Source organism: Blastococcus saxobsidens DD2, from assembly GCF_000284015.1.
GTDB classification, from domain to species: Bacteria; Actinomycetota; Actinomycetes; order Mycobacteriales; family Geodermatophilaceae; genus Blastococcus; species Blastococcus saxobsidens_A.
This window is the reverse complement of sequence record NC_016943.1, coordinates 3,811,547-3,835,207: the sequence shown is the minus strand read 5'-3', so window position 1 is coordinate 3,835,207 and position 23,661 is coordinate 3,811,547. Positions and strand designations below refer to the sequence as shown.

The window sequence follows — 23,661 nt, the reverse complement described above, 5'->3', positions numbered from 1 at the left end:
AGGCGATCGTCGCGCTGACCAGCACACGTTCTCTGTGCCCCCGGCAGGATTCGAACCTGCGCACCCGCCTCCGGAGGGCCATTCGGCTGGTTGGCTGACCTGCGGACACGCGTCCAAACCTGCAGTTGACCTGCCGTTATGTCGTTGGCCACTGATGGGTGAGAGTGGCCATCTCCGGACGGTCTGCGGACTTTCTGCGGACTCTGTGCGGACCAAGATCGTGCGCTGTCGGTTCGTCGACCGCCCGTGCGGCGACGAGGACTTCGCTGCCTAGATCGCGTCGGCCCGAGCGTCTGTTGCACCGACCCCCGGAAAATGGTGCGGCCTTCCTGCCGGCTCGCCGCTCGCGGGGCCGCGGGTCAGTAGAGGTACCGGTCGATGCCGGAGCCGCGCGCCCACAGGTGGTTCATGCGGTCGGCGGTGCGGGCGTGGGCGGCTTCCTCGGCGTCGCTGAGCACGCAGTCGATGCCGAGCGGGGTGGCCCGAAGCCGGGCGGTGAGCAGTCGGGTGTCGTCGGTGGGAGCGAGGTCGAGCAGGCTGGCCAGCCGCGCGAGAAGCGAGACCAGCTCGATGCGGCCGGTCCGGCGGTAGCCGCCGGCGAGCTGCGCGGCGTGCGCGTCAACCAGCTCGGCGAGGTGGGCGTCCAGCCCGGGGTGGCCGAGGGCGGCTGCGGTTGCGGACAGAAGCTCGATGTCGGCGGCGGGCAGGCTGAGCGCGGTCATCGGCGCGTGCTCGTAGCGGCCGTCCGGGGCGAGCAGCCGGCCGCACCCTGGTCCTCGGGACTGGGTGGGCGCCAGCGCGGCGAGCAGGCGCTGCACGGCGGCGAGGGCGACCCGGCCGGCCAGCGGCGCCGGCAACCGCTGCGGCTCCGTGCCGGCGCCCGGATCCTCCTGGTCGTCGTCCTCCCACCCGCCCAGGCACAGGAGAATCTCTTCCAGGGCGCGCAGCGGCGCCAGCGGCTCGCCGTCGAGGTCGACGACGAGCACGGTCCGCTGCCCTGGCGCGGGCTGCTCGCTCGGTCCGGGGTGGCCGGTCGGCTGCTCAGTCACGGGCGGACCACCGCTCGGTGGCCGACCGGCCGGTCATGCCGGTGACCTGGCCGATGTCGGCCCACGAGGCCCCGGCGGCGAGTGCAGCGCGCACCGCCTCGTCGAGCGCGCGGGCGGCGGCGGCCTGCCGGGTGGCGGCCTCCTTGACGTCTTCGAGGGCTTGCCATCCGGCGATGTGCTGGCGCCATTCCTGTCGCACCCGGTTCTCGTCTGCGGCCTCCAGCTCGGCCCACGGGCCGGCTACGGCCAGCCGCCGCGCCGCCGGGTCGGCCAGCCGCGGTGGCACGCGGGTCCAGGGGGTGCCGCGCCAGCCGCAGGTGCAGCCGGCGACCCAGCCGACCACCTCCGCGTCCGGACGCCACTGGTCGGCCTCCTCGATCACCTCGCAGTGCACCTGGCCGCCGGCATTGCCGGGCATGATCCCGTCACCGCCGATGACCGTGCCGTCCTGCCAGATGCCCTCGGCGGTGCAGCCGTCGCGGTAGGCCAGCCGCACCCGGTCGCCGTCGCAGGGTCCATCGTCGGGCCGACGGACTATCAGCACCCCGCGGGCGCTGGTGGTGCCGGCGCCTTGCGCGCCGTCGGCGAACAGCGGCACCACCCAGCCCTCGTGCTCTTGGTCGTCCACGACCGGGCCCATCCATCCCATCGCTCCTCCTCTCGATGCGTGTGCGCAGCGTCGCCGCTCCGGCGCCTGCCGGACCTGTCCTGTTCGGCTTCTGTGGATGGCCGTCGTTGTCCACAGACAGGGGTGGCCACAAGTCCCCACCGTGGGCCCGGAGACGCAAGCGGCCCCGCGCCCCGTCCAGCCGCTCTCCGGAGGCACGGGACTATCGGCGCCGGGACTGGTCTGCTTGTGCGTCGATCCAGGAGCGCAGATCGGCGCGGCGGTAGAGGACGCACCGGCCGAGCCGGAAGCTGTTCGGGCCGGTGCCGAGGTGTCGCCAGTACCGGAGGGTGGCCACGGGCGCGCGGAGCACGTCCGCGGCCTCGGTGATGGTGAGCAACTCGGGCTCGTGGTCGGCGGTGGGCTCGGGCATGGCTGGCTCCCGGGGGTCATCGGTGGTGGGCTGTGCCGTCACCACAGAAGGCGCCATTTCGGGCCCGGTGGTGACACTGCACAGCCAGCCTTCTCTGACGATCTCCGGTTCTTCTCCTGTAGCGGCGCGCTTCTGGCACGTCACCTGCCAGCGACGGAAGCGCTTCATCTGCCGACGCCCGGGTCGGCGCCGGTATAGCCGGGGGACAGCCCCCGGTCCTGCGGCTGGGTTCGACATGTCCCGATCAGCGGTCTCCCGGGACCGGGACGATGGCCGAGGGGTCTCTTGTTTTCCTCCTGCTCGCGCCGATCACCCTGCAAGTCGTCGCGGTGGATGTTGTGGTATTACAGCCGCCGCGAGGTATGAGCACAGCTCATGGGTACTGGAGGACTACCTGACCTGGGATTTCTCCAGTTGTCCTCCAGTCAGCCGATGCAGGCGAGGATCGGGGCGTCCCTGCGCAACCGGTTCCTGTGGACGACGGCTCCTGTCCACAGCATCCGAACCGACGCCCTTGGACGAGCGCTGAGCTGGCCACGCTCGACCCATGGCGCACGACATCGCATCGGGAGTACGGCGAGACGGCGGGCCCGTGACTGGTCCGCCAGGAGCCTCCGCGACGTGTCGGGTTACCGGCGCTCGCTATCCGGTGAGCGTGCCGCCGACGTCGTCGCCGCCGCGGCCGGTGAGGCGGGCCAGGAGCACCCTTCGGGCCACGCTGCGCGTGGCGCCGGCTGCGCCGTCGTCAAGGTCCGCCTTCGGCGGGCTGTGCTTGCTGGTCCCCCGACCCGTCCGGCAGCTCAGCGTAGGGGCCTCCCGCGCCGTCTCCTCCCGACCGGACCAAGATCCTTCCGCCCTTCGGGCGCTTCGCTGCGGAAGCAGTCTTGGTCCGGTCGTCCCCCGCCGGCGCTCCCGGCCCCTGAGCAGAGCTCTGTGCCGGACGGGCCGGGGGAATGGGTGGCAGGACACCTGTTCCGCAGTTCCTCCCGTACCGGTGTCGGCTCCAGTTCCGGGAGGGTCCAGATGACCAGCACCAGAAGCGCAACGAGCAGCAGTCGCACCGGCAAGGGCAAGCGGGGCAGGAGCGCCCACCTCAGCGCCGCGCAGGCGGAAGCCGCCGACGCCGCGCGGGCAGCGAAGATCACCGCCCTGCACGAGCAGATCGGCGAGCGCGTCGAGCAGCTGACCGCCGATCCGCAGTGGCGGGCGATGCTCGATGCCGCCGCGAAGTTCCACACCTACAGCCTCAACAACCAGCTGCTGATCACACTGCAGGCCGCGCGGCTGGGCATCAACCCGACCCGGGTCGCCGGGTTCGGCACCTGGAAGGCGCTGGGCCGCAGCGTGGTCAAGGGATCCACCGGGCTCGCGGTGCTGGCCCCCTGCACCTACACCCCCAAGGACACCCGAGCCGACACCGGCACCGGCACCGGCGAGGGCACCGACCGGGCTGCGCCCGCGGTCGCGACAGCGACGGGGACGGCGGGGGAGCCGGCCGGCGGGGACTCCGACAGGCCGGCCCGGGGGCGGGTGCTGCGCGGGTTCCGCGTCGCGCACGTCTTCGACATCTCCCAAACCGAGGGCGACCCGCTGCCCGACGTCGCACCCGAGCTGTTGTGCGGCGACGCCCCCGCCGCCCTGTGGCAGGCGCTGGCCGCCCAGGTCGCCGCGCACGGCTACACGCTCAGCCGCGAGGACTGCGGGCAGGCCAACGGCCTCACCGACCCGGTCGCCCGCACCGTGCGGGTCCGCCCGGACGTCGCCGACGCCCAGGCGGTCAAGACCCTCGCCCACGACCTATTGACCGCACCAAGCCGGGTCGGTGAGCGTGCGCGGCCGGTTCGCGCGCAGCGGACTCGCCGTCGCGGGTTCGGTTGCGATCATCCGGGCTGGTTGGCTGCTGCGCTCTCTCCACCGATGTGGGGAGGAGCCGCTGTGGCGAGGGCCGGGGAGTGTGATCCGTCACGGGACGTGACGGGGTTGACGGTGGCCGCGGTTGGCGGGATCCGGGTGAGCGACGAGCTGCCCGGGGTGGCGGTGCTCGACGCTGCGGGGGTGCCGGTGCCGGCGATCGCGGACTACCTGTGCTCATTGCTGGCCAGCGGCGCTGCCACCGGCAGCGTGCGGTCCTACGCGCTCGCGCTGCTGCGCTGGTGGCGGTTTCTGGCGGCCGTGGAGCTGGGCTGGCAGCGGGCGAGTCGGGTCGAGGCCCGCGACTTCGTGCTGTGGATGCGGCTGGCCGCGACGACTGCCGGCGGCGCGACGCGCGCCGGCCGGGTGGGAGAGCGGGTCGGGTACGCGCCGGCGACGATCAACCACAACCTGGCGGTGCTGCGCGGCTTCTACGCCGACCGGATGGCGGCCGGGGACGGTCCGGTGGTCAACCCGGTGCCGGAGGCGGTCGGCCGCGGCGGGCAGCGGGTGGGTGCGCACGCCAATCCGATGGCGCCGCCGGAGCGGCACCGCCGCGCGCCGCTGCGGCAGAAGACGCCGGCCCGGCTGCCGCGCAGCCTGCCAGATCACTTGTTCGACACGTTGTTCGCGGCGATGCGCAGTGACCGGGACCGGGCGCTGCTGGCCCTCTACGTCAGCACCGGCGCCCGGGCCAGCGAGCTGCTCGGGGTGAGCGTGGACCGGGTCGACGTGGGCGCTCAGCGGATCGGGGTGCATCGCAAGGGCAGCGGTCGGCTGCAGTGGCTGCCCGGGTCGGCGGACGCGTTCGTGTGGCTACGGCTCTATCAGCAGCGGCAGGACCGGCCGGCCGGGCAGCAGGCGTTGTGGCTGACCCGCCGGGCACCGCACCGGCCGCTGACCTATTCGGCGATGCGGCGGGTGCTGCAGCGGGCCAACGAGGAGCTGGGCACCGGCTGGACGCTGCACGATCTGCGGCACACCGCGGCCTTCCGGATGGCCGAGGATCCGCGGCTGACGCTGACCGACGTGCAGTGGGTGCTCGGGCACGCGCAGCTGGCCACCACGCAGATCTACCTGCGTCCACGCGAGGACGCGGTGGTCGCCCGGGTGCTCGAGCACCACCGGGCGCGCGGTGACCGGCCGGCACGGCAGCCGGCAGCGCCGCCGTCGGGCGGCTACCGCCCGGACTCGCTGCGCGAGCTGCTCGGGCAGGCCCGCGATGCGCGCTGAGACCACCGGCCGCCAGTCCGGTCAGGAGCTCGTAGAGCAGGGCGTCGATTCCGGGGCGGACCGTTACGTCGATGCGGTGCCGGCGCCGCGCGGACGTGGCCCGCGCACCGCCCGCCGGCCGTCCGAGCAGCACGACTTCCGCACGCCGACGCTGCCGACCCCGATCCTGGCGCGGCCGAGCGTGTGGCCGGAGACCGCCCGCAGCCGCAGCGAGGTCCTCGCCGCGCTGGACGAGCTGGGCGGTGGGGTGCCGGTCAAAGAGCGGCGCCGCCGTCGCGCCGCGGTCGGACTGCTGCTGGACTGGCTGCAGACCTTTCCCGGCGGGTCCTGGCAGCAGCGCTGGCAGGCCTGCGGCGCGGACGCCGCCGGCTCCGACTGGGCCGACCTGGTGGACGTCGACGGGCTGCAGACCGGCCCTGACCGCCGCGCACAGCTCACCGGGGCGGTCGGCCGGCTGATCGTGCTCGGCGCGCTGCGGCCGAGCTACGCCTGGCTGTATGCGCTGCGCTCGGCCAGCGTGCTGGAGCGGTTCCGCGCCCGCCACGACCCGGACGGGTTCGCCGCGCTGGACGCCCTGTTCACCGAGGACGACACGCGGTTGACCCCGGCGGATCGGCGGCTGGCCTTCTGTCAGCTGACCCGCATCCTCATCCACAACGGCGGCCGGCTCGCTGACGTCACCCTTGCCGACTGCGTGGAGGCCTACCGGGCGCAGGCCGGATACAGCCAGCGCCAGCACAGCTACTGGTACGTGCTGTTGCTGCGGGCCGGCATCCTGCCGCCGGGCAGCCCACCGAGCATCTGGGCGGCCAGCCGACGCGGGCAGCTGACCGTGGAGGAGCTGGTCGACGGCTACGACGTGGAGTGCCGTCCGGTCCGCGACCTGCTGGTGGACTACCTGCACGAGCGGCAGGCCGGCATGGACTACGCCTCGCTGCGCCAGCTGGCGACCAAGCTGGTGCTGCTGTTCTGGCGCGACCTGGAACTCCACGAACCGGGCATCGACTCGTTCCAGCTGTCCCAGCAGATGGTGCGGGGTTGGAAGAGCCGGCTGGGCGAGATCCGCTATGGCAACCACCGGATCGGGGAACGCCGCGAGGACCCGCACGCGATCCTGATGGCGGTGCGGGCGTTCTACGCCGACCTGACCCACTGGGCGCTGGAGGAACCGCTCCGTTGGGGGCGGTGGGTCGCTCCCAACCCGGTCAGCGCCAACGACCTGCGCGGAATGGGCAAGCAGCGCACCCGCACCACCGCCCGCATGCACCAGCGCACCCGCACCCAGGCCTCGGGGCTGCCCGCGCTGGTCGACGCCGCCGAGACCGGTCGGCGGACTGCGGCGGCGCTGCTACAGGCCGCCTCCGCCGTCGCTCCCGGCGAGACCTTCGACCTCGACGGAGTGCAGCGGCGGCGCTCGGCGGTCGCGACCGGCCAGCGCGCCGCCAGCACCCGGCGACCTGGCGTCGTCTACGTCGACGACCCCGACGGCGGCCCGCGGTGCAACCTCACCCTCGCCGAGGACAACGCGTTCTGGACCTGGGCCATCGTCGAGGTGCTCCGGCACACCGGGATGCGCATCGAGGAGATGCTCGAGCTCACCCACCGGGCCTTCGTCGCCTACACCGTGCCCGACACCGGCGAGGTGGTGCCGCTGCTGCAGATCGTGCCATCGAAGACCGACCGGGAACGGCTGCTCGTGGTCAGCCCCGAGCTGGCCGACGTGCTCGCCGCCGTGATCGCCCGAGTGCGCGCCGGCCACCAGCAGATCCCGCTGGTCTCCCGCTACGACCACATGGAACGCGTGCACAGCTCCGCGCTGCCGTTCCTGTTCCAACGCTGGTGGGGCGCCTCGGCGCACTGCCTGACCCACCACTACGTGCGGGTGCTGCTCGACCGGCTGGTCACCGCCGCCGGGCTGACCGCTCCCGACGGCACGCCCATGCGGTTCTCCCCGCACGACTTCCGGCGGCTCTTCGCCACCGAAGCCGTCGCCGCCGGCCTGCCGATCCACATCGCGGCGAAGATCCTCGGCCACCAGACGCTGGCCACCACCCAGATCTACGTCGCCGTCTATGACTCCGACGTCGTCGAGCACTACCGCGGCTTCCTCGCCCGGCGCAGGGCGGTGCGACCCAGCGAGGAGTACCGCGAGCCGACCGACGCCGAATGGGACGAGTTCCTCGGCCACTTCCAACGGCGCAAGGTCGAGCTCGGCGTCTGCGGGCGCGCCTACGGCACCCCCTGCCAGCACGAGCACGCCTGCATCCGCTGCCCCATGCTGCGGCCCGACCCCGCGCAGCAGCACCGGCTGGAAGAGATCAGAGCCAACCTCCACGCCCGGCTGGCCGAGGCCAAGGATCAGGACTGGCTCGGCGAGGTCGACGGCCTGGAGACCAGCCTCGCCGCGGCCGAACAGAAGCTCGCCCAGATGCGCCGCAGCCGAACGACCACCGACCTCGGCCTCCCCGCCATTCCAGCCACCCCAGCGGCCATCACACCGCCATGAGTACGGAGACGACGATGAGAAACGGTCCCTAGCGAGAGGGCCGCGAGCGACGGCTGCTCCGCGGCGGCTTCGGGTAGCCGCGACCGATCTTCCAGGTCCCGTCATCGCGATAGATCAGGCCGAGGTACTGGCCAACCCTTCGGAGCCAAGACGCCACGTCAACACGTTAGTGCGCCCTGCGCTGCACCGGTCCGGCCGGTCACCGCGATCGTCTGCACACAACGATCTTGGTGCGGAAAAGAACTCGCGCACATCGAGTGCGGGCACACCGCCGACGGCTATGACTACCGGGGCTGCCGCGGGCGGGCAGAGGCCGAAGCCGAGTCGGTCGCCTACATCGTCACCGCCTGGGCCGGGCTGGACGCCGGCGCCTACACCGTCCCCTACGTCGCTGCCTGGGCGGCCGGGGACGTCGCCGTCGTCCGCGCCGCCGCCACGACCGTGACCGCCGCCGCGCGCCGCATCCTCGACCACCTCGACGGCGCCGAGAACCCACCGAGGGACGGGGACGACGCCCGGTCGGCCGGCTCGGCCGCGCAGCCCGGGGGCGCCCGCGTCCTCGCCACCGCCTGAGCGGGGAGAGCGCGCGACATGGCCGCCACCAGCACTCCCGCCGAGAGCACCGCCATCCCGCAGAGCATCGAAGGAGAACCCGGCATGACCACGACCACTACAGCCACCGCCTTGACCACCGGCCGGGAGAGCACGCCCGACGAGGGTTCCGCGACCGGAACCGCTCAGCGTGCCGGGAGCGAGCAGCGCGAGGCCGAGCACGTCGACCCGGCCGACACCGGCAGCGCAGGCGCCGACACGGCCGAGGACAGCGGGCGGGCACACCGGCTGGTGTGGCTGGACCCCCGAGGGCTGGCCGTGCACCCCCGCAACATCCGCGACGACCTCGGCGACCTGTCCGGGCTGGCCGACTCCATCGCCGCCCAGGGCGTGCTGGAGGCCCTCACCGTGATCCCGCACGCCGCCGCCGACGGCACGCCGCGCCATCAGCTGGTCGCCGGGCACCGCCGGGCGGCCGCCGCGATCCTCGCCGGCCTCACCTCGGTGCCGTGCGTGCTGCGCCCCGACCTCGCCCTCGACCGTGACGCCGCCGACGGTGACCGGGCCGCCCAGGCCGGACACGTGGGCGCGATGCTGGCCGAGAACCTGCACCGCCGCGGCCTGTCCGCGGTGGAGGAGGCCCGCGGCGTACAGGCGATGCTCGACCTCGGCGTATCCCTCACCAGGGTGGCCAAGTCCACCGGGCTGGCCCGCAAGCGGGTCGCCAAGGCCGCCGGTGTGGCCCGGCTGGACAGCGACACCGCCGCGGCGGTCGCCGATGCCGGGCTGACCCTGGACCAGGCCGCCGCCGTCGCCGTCTACGCCGATGACCCCGACACCACCGCGACCCTCATCGCGGCAGCGGGGGAAGGGCCGGGGCGGTTCGCCCACGCACTGACCCGCGCCAAGCAGGCGAGGCAGGAAGCGGAGAAGGCCGCCGCCCTGCTGGCGGAGTTGACCGCCGCCGGGCGCACCGTCCTGGACGAGGACACCGGCCGCACGCGCACCCGGCTGGCCGACCTTGAGCACGACGGCGAGCCGCTGACCGCCGACGGCCACGCCGGGTGCCCCGGTGCGGCGGTCTACGTCTGCACGACCGGCTGGTCTGGGCCACGGGCGGTCGAGGTGTGCACCGACCCGGCCGGCAACGGCCACCGTGACCGCTGGACGGCCACCGCCCTGCCCGCCGGTACAGCAGCCGAGGAACCCAGCGAGGCCGAGCGGGAGGCCGCCGCGGCCGGGCGGCGGGCCACCATCGACAACAACAAGGCGATGGCGGCGGCCAACGAGACCCGCCGGGAGTGGATCAAGGGCCTGCTGCTGCGCAAGACCGCGCCCAAGGGGGCGCTGCGGTTCGCCGTCGAGACACTGGCCATCGACCCCCGGGCGCTGTCCCGGTGGCTATCCGGGCAGCCCAACCGTGCCCAGAATGCCGCCGCCGCCGACCTCGGCATCGACGCCCCCGGTCAGTGGTGGGCCACCCGGGACAAGCCGTCGCTCACGCTGACCAGTGGCGAACGAGTGCCCGACGCCCGGCTGGGCGTGGCGCTGCTGGCCCACGTCGCCGGGGCCATCGAGTCCGGGCTGCATCGCCAGTCCTGGCGCAACCCCGGGGCCGGCGACGCCCGCTGGCTGCGGTTCCTGGTCTCGTGCGGCTACACCCTTGCCGACATCGAGCGGCAGATCATCGACGCCGCCGACCAACCCACCGCCGATCCCGCACCCGACGCAACCTGACCGGCGTTCGGCCGTCCCCGCACCCCCGCGGGGGCGGCCACGTCGAGGCGGGGGGTGGTTCGGGGTGGCCGGCCGGCGGCGGGGGTCGCGCGAGGCCTCGCCGCTGGCGCGTCGAGGCCCACCGTCAGCAAGCTGCCGGCGGGCCTGCCGGCCCGACGCGCTCACCAGCCCCTCGACCGCCACCCGACACCCGTCACCGGCCGCGCCTGTCAGACCCCACCGGCACACTCAGCCCCGACCCACGCCGGCCGGGAGAGGGAGAACTTAGTGATCTTCAAACCTAGAGCCGCCGATCTCGACCCGGTCGACGTGGAGAACGCCCTGCTGCGCGCCGCCCTGGGCGACTACTCCGACGAGGCCGCGATCCTCCTGCTGATCACCTCCGGCCACTGGCTGCCGCAACTGCACCACGCCGGGCTGATCACCCTCGACGGGAACGTCGACGGCGACGGACTGTGGGCCCACATCGCCTGGCCAGGCCTCGACGGGGCCGTGGGCATCGGCACGATCACCGGCAGCAGCAGCCAACGCCGGGTCCTGCAGGCGGCCGCCAGCATCGCCGACGGCCATCCCATCGACCTCGGTGACCTCGCCGCCGGCCTCGACCGCCGCGCCCTGACCCTCGTCCTCGCCGCGATCGCTCACGCCGCCGGAAGCCACGAACACCACCACATCACGCGCGACCTCGACGGCGCCCCGCACCCGGGTGGGCGGCTGCCGCCACTGGTCCCCTGGCCGCAAGCAAACATCCAGTGAACCGTCAGAAGACGGGGAGGAGCACACCGGCGAGAACGCACCGAGCGCCGAAGACAACTGGACGGCCTCGGAGTCCCATCCGGCGCTCCCCGGGCCGGGGGAGCCGGTCGCAGCGGGTGACGCCCACCAGCCTCACGGACCCCCGGTCGTCGCTGCTCGCAGCGGCGGATCCCGTCATGACATATGGGGTCCAAGTGGCTTCCCGACTCCATAGCGGAAGGGATTGTGCGTCACCGCGCGCGGGTGAGCTCGTCACTCTGCAAGCCCGAAAAACACCAGGAGTGCGCGATTGAGCCGAACAATATCTGAATCGGCGAGTCGGCCGAGAGGACTGCGCACATTTGCCCGCGGCATCGTCACAACCTTGTCGACCATGATCTGACTTGCTTGCTCGATTCCGGTGGCGGCCGTCGGCTCTACAGCGATCCGGATCAACGGCGCCTCGACCAGATTGGTGGTCAGCGGGCAGACCGTAACGGAGGCGGTGGCATCGAACCGATCGTCCTGGACGATGACAACGGGCCTCGGCTTGCCGGTGTAGGCACCACGCGCAGCTGCAATGCAGATGTCGCCTCGCCTCACTCGGCGGGCTCCGCCTCGTCGTCCCAATCGACGGAGATGGCATCGACGAACGCCTGCTCGTCAACTTCATGTTCGCTGACCGCGACGACAGCCGACTGGCGGTGAGATTCCGCGACGAACTCCGGAGCCCGTACGTCGGGCACCCAGATCTGAACAGGCCTGAGACCCTGTTCGCGCAAACGCTGTCGATGCTCACGTACCCGATCCCGCGTGCTTGCCATGGGACGATGTTACATGTAACGCTACTGGGCAGCAAATAGGCCTGCGTCCCGCTGGCGGATTGACTATTGAGTTGGCGTTCCATGGTCTGCCAGCGCGTATTCGGGTTTTCCCGGCGGGGTGGGCCGGCTACGGGTCAGCGGGAGACAGCTGGCGGTGGCGAGCACCGCAGCGGCAATGAAGGCGGTGAGCGAGCTGCTGGCATCGGTGAGGCTGCCGAGCAGGAGCGCGCCGAAAGCCTGGCCGGCGGCGAGGGTGAGGAAGAGGATGGCGTTGGCGCTGCCGGGTGAGTCTGGGTGGAGCTGGGTTCCCCAGGCGATCAGGACACCGGACAGGGCGACGTAGGAGCCGCCGAAGGCGGCGGCGCAGGCGAACGCGACGACGGGCACATCGGGGGCGAGCGCGAGGCCCCCGGTGGCGAGGGCCAGGGTCACCGCGAAGGCGGTCCAGGTACGGGGGACGTCCCACCGTCGGACGGCGTCGCCGGCCACGGCGCCGGTGGCGCCGGCGGCGCCGAGCACGATCCAGAAAGCGGTGGAGGCGAGGGGGTCGAGCCTGCCGGCGGTGACGACGAGGTCGCGGCCAAAGGTCCACACCGCGGCGCTCCCGGTCCCGGCGAGCAGGGCAGCGACGATTGCGGGGCGGAGGCGGTGCCACGGGGCCGAAGGGACGACATCGTCTGGCATGGCCCGAGCCCCGTTGCCGGGGGGCGCTGCGGCGCGGACGGTGGCCATCGTCGCGAGGACGGTGAGCACCGCGAAGCAGAGCCAGGCGACGCGCCAGTGCCCGGTCAGGGCGAGGGCCAGCGGTCCGGCGAGCAGGACACCCAGGCCGGTGCCGGCGTTGACGACGGTCTGCGCCCGCGACCGGTCGGCAGCCGGGACGGCGCGGTCCACGAGGGCGACGAGGGCAGGAGAGGCCAGGCCAGCGCCACTTCCGGCGACGAGGACGGCGATCCCCAGCACAGCGGCGCTCGGCGCGGCCGCGACCGCTACGCACCCTCCCGCGGCGAGCGCCCCCGCGAGCGCGGCGGCCGCGCGCGACCGGCCAGAGCCCACGAGGCGGCGGGACAGCAGGGCGGCGGCGCAGTAGGAGCCGAACGCCCCGGTGGCCAGCAGCCCGGACAGGGTGGACGAGAGGGCGAAGTCGGCGCGGAAGGTCGGCAGGAACAAGCCGTAGCCGTATCGGGCCAGCCCGTAGGTGCAGGCGATCAGCGCCGTGCCCCCGGCGACGAGGGTGATCCCCCGGCGGTCAGCCATCCCCGTACCCCTATCTAGAACGTTCGTTATGGCAGAACGGACGTTACAGTAGCGGTGTGGTGGCGCGACAGGTCCGGGGCCCGGCGGTGCGGGAGCGGCTGCTGGATGCCGCGGAGACGCTGTTCCACCGCGACGGAATTGGACGCACCGGGGTGGACGCGGTCCTCGCGCAGGCCGGTGTCTCCACGGCCACGCTCTACGCCCACTTCGGCGGCAAGGACCCCCTCGTCGCCGCCTACCTCCAGCGCCGCCTCGACCGATGGCGCCGCGTCTGGGACGACGCCGTCGCGGCCGCGACCACACCCGAGGACCGGCTGCTCGCCGTCTTCGACGCGCTGGCTCGCTTCCGCGCCGACCAGCCCGCCGCGCGTGGCTGCGCGTTCCTCGCCACGGCCGTCGAGATTCCCGGCCCCGACCACCCCGCCCTGGACGTCGTCGCGGCGGACACCGCACACCTGCGCGACCGGTTGCGCTCACTCGCTGCCGACTTGCCGGTCGCGGATCCCGATTCCCTCGCCGAGCACATCCTGCTGGCTTACGACGGCACCCTGGCCGCCTTCCTCCGCGGCACCTCCGATGACGCAGTCACCCGCGGACGCGCCCTCGCTGTCACCGCCGTCACACACGCCGAGGGTAACCGGGGGTAGAGCGGCAGCCGTCCTCCCCGGCCTCTCAAGCACCACAGTTGTTCCTCAGCCTTGGCGCTCAGCCAGCCTTGGCGCTCAGCCACTGTGCCGCTTGACGATCCCCTCCGGTCACCAGGAGCGGTGCAGTGCCGATCCGAGACCTGCTCGTAAAGGTGGCTGCCGCCGACGGGCTCCGGGACGACGTAGCACCGGACGAGCTCGCCAGCTACTGCCTGCACGCTCTGACGGCCGCGGGGGGCCTGCCGTCCGAGGCTGCTGTCCGGCGGCTGGTTGATGTCACGTTGGCGGGGGTCAGTCCCCAAGGCTGAAAACCGTGCTGGTCGATTGGCCCCCCTGGACGCCCCATCGGCCACTTCCCACTCCACCGGCGGGGCCCCTGGCAGGGTGCTCACCCACCGGCCCGGACGCGCCGGCCGTGCCGTGATCAGTCCGACGGCGGGCAGTCGCGCAGTGCCGACGCCTCGAACTCGGGGACGGGTCGCGCCTGCGCCTCCTCGAGGGTCTCGGCCTCGCCGTTCTCCTCGATGTCCTCGATGAGCCACTCCATCTCGCTGATCTCGATCTCCTGTGCCCGGATGATCTCGACGGCGAGCTGGCACACGCGGACGTCGTCGATGTCGGCCCGCTCGGAGCGGGTGATGGCCAGCGAGTGGTGCGGGATCATCGACTTCATCCAGCCGAGGTCGTCCACGGTGAACTGGGTGCGGTCGAGGGCGATGCCGCCGCCCAGCAGCAGCAGGCTCGCCGCCACGATGGCGATGTTGCCCTTCATGTTCTTGTACATGTTGAGCATCCAGCCGAGCATGACCAGCCCCATGGTGCCGCCCATGGTGATCGCCATGAGCACACGGCTCTCGCTGAACTGGACGTGGCTCCACTCCCACGTGCCGGCGAACATGACCCAGTACATGACGACTATGGCCGTCGAGATCATGGCCGCGAAGCGCAGGTACATCTTCGTCTCGTGCGACAGCTTGCCGCCGTGACCCTGCTGGTCGTTCTTCTCGTCGCTCTTCTTCGTCGCCATGGATCCGATCTCCGTTTCGCTGTCGTCGGGGTGGAAGGGCGCTGGACGTCGTACGGCTCCTCGTCACCGGGCCCGCCCGTCACATGCTGGTCGCGTCACAGGCGCGTGGCGTGGGGTCGGCAAGTCCGCGCGTGAGGCCGGGACTGTGCGTGCGCAGACTGTGAGTCTGTGGAACGGCGTCCGCATGCCCGTACGGTCGTCCGGGCAAACGCTGGTCGCTCGGTACTCTTCATCCGAGCAGTCGCAACGAATAGCGTCGTGCCCGCCGTCGAGCCTGCAGGCACGGTCGGGTCTGCGGTGCGGAGCGGGGGGTGTCATGCGAGGCCGGCGGATCTGGGCACTGCTCGCGGTGGCCGCCGTCCTGGCCATGCACGGGGTGCAGTGCATGAGCGGATCTGTCGGCTCCGCCCACGTCAGCGTGGCAGCACCGGCCGTCCCTCTCACCGTGCTCGACGGCGGCCCCACCGTGTTCCCCGATGGCCCCCACCACGTCGCCGCCCTCGGCGCGGACGCGAGCACGCCACTCCACCCGGCTCCTGGCGGCATACCTGCCCATGGAGCGGAGTTCTGGACCATCTGCCTGGCTGTGGTGTTCGCGGCGTTGGCGCTGGTGAGCGTCGCGACGCTGTTCCGTGGGCGAGTCGCCCTTCTCGTGCGAGGCCCGCCGCCCTCGCTGCGCGGGCTCCGGCGGCGCTACCGGCTGCCCGCTGCGCCGGATCTTTCCACTCTCTGCCTCCTGCGGATCTAGGCCGAATGCCCCGACCTCGCCAGCGCCTGCTGGACGGGGTCGATCAGGCACGCCCAGATTCCGTTGACAGGAGACTCGCAATGACCCGCACGACAGCTCGACTCGTCCGCATCGCCGGCGGCCTGCTCGCCGGCGCAGTCCTCCTCGGCGGCTGCTCCAGCGCCGTCGACGACACCGCGGCCGAGAGCAACACTTCCGCCGACAGCTCGGCGACCGTGTCCGAACAGTTCAACGACGCCGACGTCGCCTTCGCGCAAGGGATGATCCCGCACCACGAAGGTGCCCTGGTGATGGCCGAGATGGCTCTGAAGCGCGCCAGCGATCCTCGCGTGCTCGACCTGGCCGAGTGCATCCAGGCCGGCCAGGGCCCGGAGATCGATCTGATGACCGGCTGGCTGGAGGCGTGGGGAGAGCCGGTGGAGTCCGGTGGCATGGGCGGTATGGATCATGGATCCGGCGGCGGCATGGACCATGACTTGGAAGGCATGGGGGACATGCCGGCCGCCGGTCCCGACTTCGACGTCATGTGGCTGCAGTCGATGATCGAGCACCACGACGGCGCGGTGATCATGTCGCAGATCGAGATCGACGACGGCGCGAGCGAGGGAGCGATCGACCTGGCTCGGCGCATCGTCGAGACCCAGAACGACGAGATCAACGAGATGCAGCAACTGCTGAACGAACTCGGCGGCTGAGTCGGTGGCACGGGGGCGGCGGCCACTCCGCCGCCCCCGTCTCCGACGCTGCTCCCCGGGTCCACCCCCGACCCTCAGACAGATTCCTGGAGATTGCCGTGCACCGCCACGTCCCGCCTCGTCGCCGCTGTCCCCTCCGTACGCCGATGACCGCCAGCTCGGTGATGACCGTTGCGGTCGTGGCCGCCCTGGCCGCATGTTCCTCGCCGGAGCCCGCCGCCTCCGGCCCAGCCGAAGCACTTCCTGCGGGGTCGTTGCCGCCAGCTCACGTCCACGGAGTCGGGATCGACCCCGGAGACGGAGCCGTGCTGGTGGCGACTCACGAGGGCCTCCTTGAGGTGGGTGACGGCGGCCAGGTCACCCCCGTCGGCCCGGTGATCGACCTCATGGGATTCAGCGTGGCCGGGCCCGACCGGTACCTGGCCTCCGGTCACCCCGGCCTACGCGTCGACCTGCCACAGCCCGTCGGGCTCATCGAGTCCACCGACGGCGGCCGCACCTGGACGCCGCTGTCCCGACAGGGCCAGTCGGACTTCCACGGCTTGACCGTCAGCGACGCCGGTGTGCTCGGCTTCGACGGGGCACTGATGCGCAGCCCCGACGGTCGAGAGTGGGAACAGCTGGACATCCCGGTCGAGCCGCACTCGCTCGCGGCTTCACCGGACGGCATGCATGTGCTCGCGACAACTCAGCAGGGCCTCCTGCGTTCCGTCGACGCCGGGTCCTCGTGGTCATCGGTGGATGGGGCGCCCGTCCTCCAGGTGGTCGACTGGGCCGACGGCGACAGCGCCGTCGGAGTCACGCCGACCGGGGTGGTGTGGTTCAGTAGCGACCGGGGTGAGAGCTGGCAGGAGGCGGGGCGGCTGGACGCGGCTCCGGAAGCTGTGGCGGCGTCATCGGAAGGCGATCGGATGCGGCTCGTCGTCGTGACCACCGACGCCCTCGTCGAGTCGTTCGACGGCGGCTCGACCTTCCAGGTCCTGCTGGAGCGATGACGCCGCTCCGGGGCGCCAGGCCGTGGTGAACCGTGGCGCCCCCGGCGGCGGCTTCCATGTGGCCTCCGTCAGCCAAGCGAGCTGATGAGATCCCGGCAGGCCCGCTCGCAGCGCCGGCAGGCCTCGGCGCAGACCCGGCAGTGCTCGTGCATCGAGGCGTGGCTTTCACACTCGTCACCGCACGCCTTGCAGGCGGCGGCGCAGGCCTCGAGCACCGCCCGGGTGAGGTTGGCGTCGTAGCCGGTGTGCCGGGAAAGCACGCGGCCGGTTGTGTCGCAGATGTCGGCGCAGTCGGTGTTGCTGCGAATGCACTTGGTCAGCTCGGCGACCATGTCCTCGCTCAGGCAGGCGTCGGCGCAGGCGGTGCACGCCTGGGCGCACTCGAAGCAGGCCTCGATGCACTCGAGGAGCTTCTGCTTGTCCACTCCGCCGAGGTCCTTGGGGTACGTGTCGAGCATCTGGGCTGCCACGGTCATGGTTGTCTCCTCGGATTCTCGGCGCCGGACGGCTCGGATGTCGCCCGGACGTCACGCCGACAGATCCGGCGGTACCCGCAGACCCGTACGGGTATGAGCGGCCTGGAGGTGTTTCTCGATGTCCGAACCTGATCACGCGCATCCGGTCGATCCCGAGCGTGTCGCACACGCCCGTGCCCGGCTGCCCAGTCGGGAGGAGGCCGCCCAGCTGACCAGCGTCCTGAGCCTGATGGCCGATCCCACCCGAGCCCGAGTCCTGTTCGCGCTCGACATGGTCAAGGAGCTATGTGTGGGCGATCTGGCTCTGGCCCTGGAGTCCAACGAGGACGCCGTCGGCTATGCCCTGCGGCTGCTGCGCACGGCGGGACTGGTGACCAACCGGAAGCAGGGGCGCGTCGTGTTCTACCGCCTGGCCGAAGGTTTCCCCGAGCCACTGCGGGAGCACTGCCTCCGCCAGTTGGTCGTCCTCACGGAAGCGGCGCCGGACGACGACTGACAGTGGGTGTGTCGAGGCTGGTGCGGTTGCACAGGCGGGGTGATCGCGCGCCGCGCGAACATCTCCGACCGCCCCTACAGTGATTCGGACACGGCGCAATGGACGAGGCTCGGCATCCCGGCCGGGGTACTGCACGGAGCGGCGGCGCTCTCGCTTGTCCTCGGTCTCGGGGCGGGATGGTGGCTGGCTTTCGCTCTGCCAGCGTGAGGCACAGCCGCGGTCCTGGACGATCACGCGGATTCCCAGGTGTGGAACCGTCAGCGGCGACGAGGCTGCTTCCGACGGCGACCGCGAAAGCCGTCGCCGTCGGAGGGTCGGCTTGCGAGACGATCGTCGGCGCCGAGTCGTGGCGTGAAGTGCTGCCGGTCGCCTTCGCTTTGCCGGGCCATGAGTCCCAGGCCGGTCGCTCGACGGCCCGTCGCGCACGACGGGGGCGAGCTGCAACGATGAGCATGTGGCTGCAGTGATACGTCTGGTGACGTTCGTCGATGTCGACGACGCCGCTGACGCTCGACAGATCTCGGTGTCGGCGCGCCACGAGGCCGTGCTGGAGGACGGCCGCCAAGTGCTGCTGCTGGATGACCGGGGCTGGAGCGAATCGGGCCCACCCAACATCTGGGCTATGACCTCGGTCGAGGACATCGTGGGCACGACGCGCACGGTGGTCGGGCCGGACGAGCCGTTCGGTGAGCGGTCGCACGAGGACATGGAGGCAGACCACTGGGCTCAGCTGACTGGGGTCCTCCGGCAGCAGGGGATCGTCGCGGACGCCCTGGACCTCAAACGGCTACCGCACGACGTCGTGCTCAGCGAGCGGTTACGCGCACTCGTCGGCCATGACCCAGGCGACGCCGTCCAGCCCTGACGCTGCTGCGTGTGTGGCTGACCCGGGAGTCGGACTCGATCGCTCAACACGACGACCGAAGCAGAGGGCATGTGCCGTACGCGGATCCGTCCCGGGAGACGCGTTCTCCCAGGCGGTGATCGCGCAGAGGTAGCCCACGGACGTCGCCAACAGGACGCTCGGTGAGCGTGTTGACGGACTGTCTACGGTCACGGGGTGAACCCCGACGCGACGCACAGCGTGACGCTGTCTGGATACGACATGATGACGGTGCGGGCGGGGTTGAAGGCCTACCTGCGGGCATTCGCAGAGCACCGGAAGCTCGACGGAGGCGACACTCACCCGGACGACGAGTGGCAGCGGCTCCAACGGCACGTCGGAGAGCTCATCTGGCGTCTCGAGGACGCGGGAGCCGAGTCCGGCACCCTTGTGATCCACAGTGACGAGGCTGTCGAACCGCGCGGTGAGGAGCAGTAGGCTGGCGAGCCGAACTACAGCGTCATCGCATGGGTCGTCGATGGGGCAACCACTGCCCGTCGGCGTCGAGAGCTCCTCTCGCTGCAGCGCGGCGTCGCCGAGACAGCAGTCCGGAGTTGTGAGTGAGATCAACCCCGGCTACCCGACCGTGCTGGCTAACCCGGTAGCGGCAGGTTGGGCGACTCGGCGCCGACCGGTGTGAGGTGATTACTCCGTCTCAGTAGCCGAACCCCTACTGGTTGCGCCTGCGATCAGGTCCGGTCGCGGCAGCGGTGAGCCGTAAGACCTGTCCGGGTGACACTTCCCGCAGGGGGTGCGGTAACCGGACGCCGGTCAGCGCAGCAATCCACGAACCTGGCCTTTCGAGACACTCGCCATCCCCTCGGGGGACGGTCGCCCCGAGACCCTGGTCATCGGCACCGTGCACACTGCCATCGCCATGATCATGACGTACGCATCACAAGCACCCCCAAGGCAATCTGCAATTGCCATAACGGCTCAATATGCTGGACTTTTGCGTCGTCTCAGTATCGCATTCGCCAATGATTATCAACACCCCCTCCACTGTTCACAGGAGAACGGCACGCATGCTACCTTCGGAGGTAGATCGGGCCCCGCTTCGCGGGGCCCATCGCTGTTTCTAGGGGTGACTTGTTGGTCATTGTCGGGTGGCGTTGAGAATGCATGGCGGGATGAAGGTCTACGCCGGCGCGCCGGCGGCTGCCCGGCAGTACGTGGAGGCCGACCGGGGTCGGGCGGATGACTACTACCTCAGCGAGGGCGCCGGCGTCGCCCGCCGGTTCGGCGTCACCGGGGGGCGGGTGTGCGAGCTGGCGCCGCTGACCGGCGACGCCTATGAGACGTGGGTGGCCGGCTGTGACCCGGGCACCGGCGAGCCGCGGGGGCAACTGCGGGACGACGACCGGGCGGTGCGGTTCGTCGAGGTGGTGGTCAACGGCCCGAAGACGTGGTCGCTGGCGGCCGCGCTGCATCCGGACATCGCGACGGCGTACGACGCGGCCCAGGCCCGGGCGGCCGAGCAGATCATCGGCTGGCTCGGGGAGCACGCCACCACCAGGGTCGGTCCCCGCGGCGGGCAGGTGCAGGTGCCGGTCGAGGTGGCCGAGGCGGTGACGGTGGCGCACTACACGTCGCGGGCCGGGGATCCGCACCGCCATCTGCACCTGCAGATCAACGCCCGGGTGTTCGCGGCCGGGAAATGGCGCAGCCTGCACACCGTCGGCGTCCGCGATTCCCTCGCTGCAATCAACGGTATCGGGCACGCCGCGGTCGCCTGCGACCCGCAATTCCGCGCCGCGCTCGCCGCCCACGGGTACGCATTGGATGCGACCGGAGAAGTACACGAGCTCGCCCAGTACGTCGGTCCGTTCAGCGCACGGACCGCGCAGATTTCCCGGAACATCGACACGTACGAACGAGAATGGGCCGCGGCGCATCCCGGCGAACGCGCCGGGCCGGCGTTGCGCCGGGCCTGGGACGCGCGAGCGTGGGCAGCGGGCCGCCCGGACAAGGTGCTGCCCCAGCCGGGGGAGGACCTCACCGCACGGTGGCTGACCGAGCTGGTCGCCCTGGGCTACCGCGACCGGAATGTTGCGGTCGGCCTGACACCCACCCCGGTCGGCTGCCTGGACCGGGAGCAGGCGGTGGAGCGGGTGCTGGCCCGGCTGGGCGCCGCCCGCTCGGCGTGGAACGCCGCCGACGTGCGCGGAGAGGTCGAGCAGCTGCTCGCCGCCGCCGGCATCGTCACCGACCCGGCGGTGCGCATCGAGCTGGCCGAAGACCTCACCGCGCGCGCGATGGACCGGTGCGCGCCGCTGCTGGACCGCGACGGGGTGCCCGAGCACATCCGGGCGTGGACCTCAGGCCCGGTGCTCGCCGTCGAGAACGACCTCACCGCCCGCCTCGCCGCCCGCGCCTCCGAGCACTCGGCCGGCGTCTCTGCCACCGACCCGACACCGCCGGTCGACGTCGCAGCCGGTGCCACGCGGCTGGACCCGGGACAGGCCGCGGCGGTGGCCGCGCTCGCCGGGCAACGGCGGCTGGTCGTGGTCGAGGGCGCGGCCGGCGCCGGCAAGACCACCACGCTGGCCGCCACCAGGACCCTGCTCGCCGAGCAGGGGCGCCGGCTGGTGGTGGTGACCCCGACGCTGAAGGCGGCCAAGGTCGTCGCCGCGGAGGTCGGCGCGGTCGCCGGGTCGGCGGCCCGGCTGGCCTTCGAGTACGGCTGGCGCTGGAATGACGACGGTGCCTGGGCCCGGCTCGCGCTCAGCGAGACCGACCCGGTCACCGGCGACTCCTACACCGACCCGACGGAAGGGGCGCGGCTGCGGGCCGGCGACCTCCTCGTCGTGGACGAGGCGGGCATGCTCGATCAGGACACCGCCCGAGCCCTCCTGACGATCGCCGACGAGTGCCAGGTGCACCTCGCCCTGCTCGGTGACCGGCACCAGCTGCCGGCGGTCGGCCGCGGTGGTGTCCTGGACCTCGCCGCGGCGCAGGTTGACCCGACCGAGCACCTGACCCTGGTCGGGGTGCACCGCTTCACTCGCACCGACGCCACCGGCCGCACCACACCGGACACCGATTACGCCGACCTGACCCTGGCGATGCGCACCGGCGAGAACCCCGGCAAGGTGTTCGACGCGCTGCTCGCCCGCGAGCAGATCCGGCTGCACCCCGACGCGCAGGCGCTGCGGGAGGCGCTCGCCGCCGGCGCGGCCGAGCGCTACACCGCGGGCGAGCGCGTGGCCGTGGTGGTCTCCACCCGCGAGCAGGCGACCGCGCTCAATGCCGCCATCCGGGACCGACTCGTCACCGATGGCCGGGTCGACGACCGGCGCGTGGTCGTCACCGGGGCTGGGGAGCGGATCGGCGTCGGCGACCGGATCGCCACCCGCCGCAACGACCGCGACCTCGCAGTCGCCAACCGCGACGTGTGGACGGTCACCGGCGTCGGCCGGGACGGCGGGCTGCTCGTCACCCCCGACAGCACACCGCATGTCACCCCCGCCGGCGGCGTGCTCGCCGCTGTCACCCCCGCCGTCACCCCGGCCGGGACAGGGTCGCGGGTGCTGCCCGCCGACTACGTCATGGCACACGTGGAACTGGCCTACGCAACCACCGCGCACGGCGCGCAAGGTGACACCGTGACCGCCGCTCACCTGGTGGTCGGCGAGGACACCGGCGCGGCGGCGGCCTACGTCGGGATGACCCGCGGCCGTATCGCCAACACCGCCCACCTCGTCGCGACCGACCCCGCGCAGGCGCGGGAGCAGTGGCTCGCCGTCTTCGCCCGCGACCGCGCCGATCTCGGCCCCGCGCACGCCGCCCGGCTGGCCGCCGCCGAGGCCGCCCGCTACGCCCAGCCGCGCCCGCTGGAGCAGGCGCTCGCCGCCCTGCACTTTGCGTGGACGGCCGAACAGCGCTGCCTGGATCGGCTCGCCCGCGACCTGCCGCGCCGGGACGCGCTGCGCGAGATCGTCGCGCTCGACGAGTCCGCCTACGCCGACTGGGCCGCCGCCCTGACCGACGCATATCGGCGGACGGGAATCGACGCCCGCGACGCCACGGCGCGGGCCGACGCCAGCGGCGCGGTCGTCGCCGCCGAGACCGACCGGATCCGCGACACGCTGCTCGCCAGCTGGGACGCCGGGCGGAACGCCTCCCGCGACGCCGCGCGAGTCGTGCTCGACGGTCCCGGCCGGCTCGGGCTTCGGCGGGGGGCGGTGAACCGGGCCGGCGAGCAGCTGGTCGACTGGGCGGACGCCTGGCGGCCTTACCTGCCGGCGATGCCCACCGACCCGCAGCTGATCGCGCGCCTGGCCGACCGGTCCGACGACCGGCCGCGGCTGTGGACCGCCTTCGACTCCTACGCCCGCCACCACGCCGAACGGGCCCACCCGGAGAACGCTCAGTCGCGCGGGACCGCAGCCACCGCCCAGGAGGCCCACCGGCACGCCGGGGCCGCGGTGGCCGACGCCCGCCGTCAGCACGAGGAGCGGCTCGCCCGCTTCGGGTCTCTCGCCTGGACTCTCGACCCGGCGGGGCGGCTGGCCCACACCGACCGGAACATAACCGCCGCCCACACCGAGCTGGCCGCCGTCCGAGCTCGCATCGCGCGCCTGACGGCCGAGCCGGTTCTCCTCGCCCAGCCGGCCGATCGGCTAGCCAGAGAGCGTGACCAGTGGCGGGCCCGCCACGATCCCGAGCTCGCCGCCACCCGGCTACCCGCCTCCCCGCCGGCGCCACCGCGGCTGGTCGTCCGTCCGCCGCGGCCCGAGGACGTCCGACGGCTCGCGTTCCATCCCGACGCGGGCCTGGGGATTCCCCGGTGAATCCCCAGAAAGACCGGAGCCGGGAGACAAGTCCCACTTGCGGTGTCAGCGTTCGGG

General features: G+C 72.3%; 21 protein-coding genes. 13 read left to right on the top strand and 8 right to left on the bottom strand.

Going from position 1 to position 23,661, the window contains the following annotated elements; translation table 11 throughout:
- Window positions 1-359: 359 nt before the first annotated feature.
- From BLASA_RS18115 to BLASA_RS18105, 3 genes are all read right to left on the bottom strand, one after another.
- Window positions 360-1,049, bottom strand: coding sequence for a hypothetical protein (locus tag BLASA_RS18115; protein ID WP_014377668.1), 690 nt, complete (start codon window positions 1,047-1,049; stop codon window positions 360-362).
- The gene (locus BLASA_RS18110; protein WP_014377667.1) at window positions 1,042-1,698 is read right to left on the bottom strand and encodes a hypothetical protein; all 657 of its coding nucleotides are present in this window, start codon (window positions 1,696-1,698) and stop codon (window positions 1,042-1,044) included. The genes BLASA_RS18115 and BLASA_RS18110 overlap by 8 nt, the downstream gene beginning before the upstream one ends.
- 181 nt (window positions 1,699-1,879) lie before the next feature.
- Window positions 1,880-2,089: a helix-turn-helix transcriptional regulator gene (locus BLASA_RS18105; RefSeq protein ID WP_014377666.1), complete on the bottom strand. Its 210-nt coding sequence runs from the start codon at window positions 2,087-2,089 to the stop codon at window positions 1,880-1,882.
- 1,023 nt (window positions 2,090-3,112) lie between these two features.
- Between BLASA_RS18105 and BLASA_RS23655 the strand changes: the two genes are divergently transcribed.
- The 5 genes from BLASA_RS23655 (at window position 3,113) to BLASA_RS18085 (ending at window position 10,784) form a co-directional block, all read left to right on the top strand.
- Complete coding sequence (locus BLASA_RS23655) at window positions 3,113-5,233, top strand: tyrosine-type recombinase/integrase (protein WP_014377665.1); 2,121 nt, start codon at window positions 3,113-3,115, stop codon at window positions 5,231-5,233.
- A complete protein-coding gene (locus BLASA_RS18095; protein ID WP_014377664.1) occupies window positions 5,223-7,739 on the top strand; it encodes a tyrosine-type recombinase/integrase in 2,517 nt (838 codons plus the stop codon). Before BLASA_RS23655 ends, BLASA_RS18095 begins: the two co-directional genes overlap by 11 nt.
- 441 nt (window positions 7,740-8,180) lie before the next feature.
- Window positions 8,181-8,312, top strand: a complete 132-nt coding sequence (locus tag BLASA_RS26350) for a hypothetical protein (RefSeq protein ID WP_014377663.1) — start codon at window positions 8,181-8,183, stop codon at window positions 8,310-8,312.
- An 18-nt stretch (window positions 8,313-8,330) separates the two neighbouring features.
- A complete protein-coding gene (locus BLASA_RS18090) occupies window positions 8,331-10,028 on the top strand; it encodes a ParB/RepB/Spo0J family partition protein (RefSeq protein WP_014377662.1) in 1,698 nt (565 codons plus the stop codon).
- Window positions 10,029-10,295: 267 nt separating this feature from the next.
- Window positions 10,296-10,784 carry a hypothetical protein gene (locus BLASA_RS18085; protein ID WP_014377661.1) on the top strand — a complete coding sequence of 163 codons (489 nt, stop codon included), beginning with the start codon at window positions 10,296-10,298 and terminating at the stop codon, window positions 10,782-10,784.
- A 252-nt stretch (window positions 10,785-11,036) separates the two neighbouring features.
- On the opposite strand, the gene BLASA_RS18080 is transcribed toward BLASA_RS18085, so the two are convergent.
- From BLASA_RS18080 to BLASA_RS18070, 3 genes are all read right to left on the bottom strand, one after another.
- The gene (locus BLASA_RS18080; protein ID WP_014377660.1) at window positions 11,037-11,366 is read right to left on the bottom strand and encodes a type II toxin-antitoxin system PemK/MazF family toxin; all 330 of its coding nucleotides are present in this window, start codon (window positions 11,364-11,366) and stop codon (window positions 11,037-11,039) included.
- The gene (locus BLASA_RS18075; protein WP_041775835.1) at window positions 11,363-11,587 is read right to left on the bottom strand and encodes an antitoxin MazE family protein; all 225 of its coding nucleotides are present in this window, start codon (window positions 11,585-11,587) and stop codon (window positions 11,363-11,365) included. The genes BLASA_RS18080 and BLASA_RS18075 overlap by 4 nt, the downstream gene beginning before the upstream one ends.
- Window positions 11,588-11,650: 63 nt before the next feature.
- Window positions 11,651-12,844: an MFS transporter gene (locus BLASA_RS18070; RefSeq protein WP_014377658.1), complete on the bottom strand. Its 1,194-nt coding sequence runs from the start codon at window positions 12,842-12,844 to the stop codon at window positions 11,651-11,653.
- Between the two features lie 56 nt (window positions 12,845-12,900).
- Between BLASA_RS18070 and BLASA_RS18065 the strand changes: the two genes are divergently transcribed.
- Complete coding sequence (locus BLASA_RS18065; protein WP_014377657.1) at window positions 12,901-13,491, top strand: TetR/AcrR family transcriptional regulator; 591 nt, start codon at window positions 12,901-12,903, stop codon at window positions 13,489-13,491.
- Window positions 13,492-13,915: 424 nt separating this feature from the next.
- Here BLASA_RS18065 and BLASA_RS18055 read toward each other — a convergent pair whose 3' ends face one another.
- The gene (locus BLASA_RS18055) at window positions 13,916-14,518 is read right to left on the bottom strand and encodes a DUF305 domain-containing protein (protein WP_014377656.1); all 603 of its coding nucleotides are present in this window, start codon (window positions 14,516-14,518) and stop codon (window positions 13,916-13,918) included.
- 316 nt (window positions 14,519-14,834) lie between these two features.
- Between BLASA_RS18055 and BLASA_RS18050 the strand changes: the two genes are divergently transcribed.
- The 3 genes from BLASA_RS18050 (at window position 14,835) to BLASA_RS18040 (ending at window position 16,956) form a co-directional block, all read left to right on the top strand.
- Window positions 14,835-15,266, top strand: a complete 432-nt coding sequence (locus tag BLASA_RS18050; protein ID WP_014377655.1) for a hypothetical protein — start codon at window positions 14,835-14,837, stop codon at window positions 15,264-15,266.
- A 5-nt stretch (window positions 15,267-15,271) separates the two neighbouring features.
- On the top strand, window positions 15,272-15,961 hold the full coding sequence (locus BLASA_RS18045) for a DUF305 domain-containing protein (protein ID WP_231839491.1): 690 nt from the start codon (window positions 15,272-15,274) through the stop codon (window positions 15,959-15,961).
- A 146-nt stretch (window positions 15,962-16,107) separates the two neighbouring features.
- A complete protein-coding gene (locus BLASA_RS18040; protein ID WP_419761011.1) occupies window positions 16,108-16,956 on the top strand; it encodes a F510_1955 family glycosylhydrolase in 849 nt (282 codons plus the stop codon).
- A 68-nt stretch (window positions 16,957-17,024) separates the two neighbouring features.
- On the opposite strand, the gene BLASA_RS18035 is transcribed toward BLASA_RS18040, so the two are convergent.
- Window positions 17,025-17,432: a four-helix bundle copper-binding protein gene (locus tag BLASA_RS18035; RefSeq protein WP_014377651.1), complete on the bottom strand. Its 408-nt coding sequence runs from the start codon at window positions 17,430-17,432 to the stop codon at window positions 17,025-17,027.
- Between the two features lie 118 nt (window positions 17,433-17,550).
- Here BLASA_RS18035 and BLASA_RS18030 point away from each other — a divergent pair, with 118 nt between their 5' ends.
- The 4 genes from BLASA_RS18030 to mobF all read left to right on the top strand — a co-directional run bounded on the left by BLASA_RS18030 (window position 17,551) and on the right by mobF (window position 23,604).
- Window positions 17,551-17,928, top strand: a complete 378-nt coding sequence (locus tag BLASA_RS18030) for an ArsR/SmtB family transcription factor (RefSeq protein ID WP_014377650.1) — start codon at window positions 17,551-17,553, stop codon at window positions 17,926-17,928.
- A 475-nt stretch (window positions 17,929-18,403) separates the two neighbouring features.
- Entirely contained in the window at window positions 18,404-18,793 is a 390-nt protein-coding gene (locus BLASA_RS18025; RefSeq protein ID WP_197536235.1) for a hypothetical protein, read from the top strand.
- A gap of 195 nt (window positions 18,794-18,988) precedes the next feature.
- Window positions 18,989-19,249 carry a hypothetical protein gene (locus BLASA_RS18020; protein WP_041775833.1) on the top strand — a complete coding sequence of 87 codons (261 nt, stop codon included), beginning with the start codon at window positions 18,989-18,991 and terminating at the stop codon, window positions 19,247-19,249.
- Between the two features lie 692 nt (window positions 19,250-19,941).
- Window positions 19,942-23,604 (top strand): MobF family relaxase, encoded by a 3,663-nt coding sequence (gene mobF / locus BLASA_RS18015; RefSeq protein WP_014377647.1) that lies wholly within the window; start codon window positions 19,942-19,944, stop codon window positions 23,602-23,604.
- Window positions 23,605-23,661 lie beyond the last annotated feature (57 nt).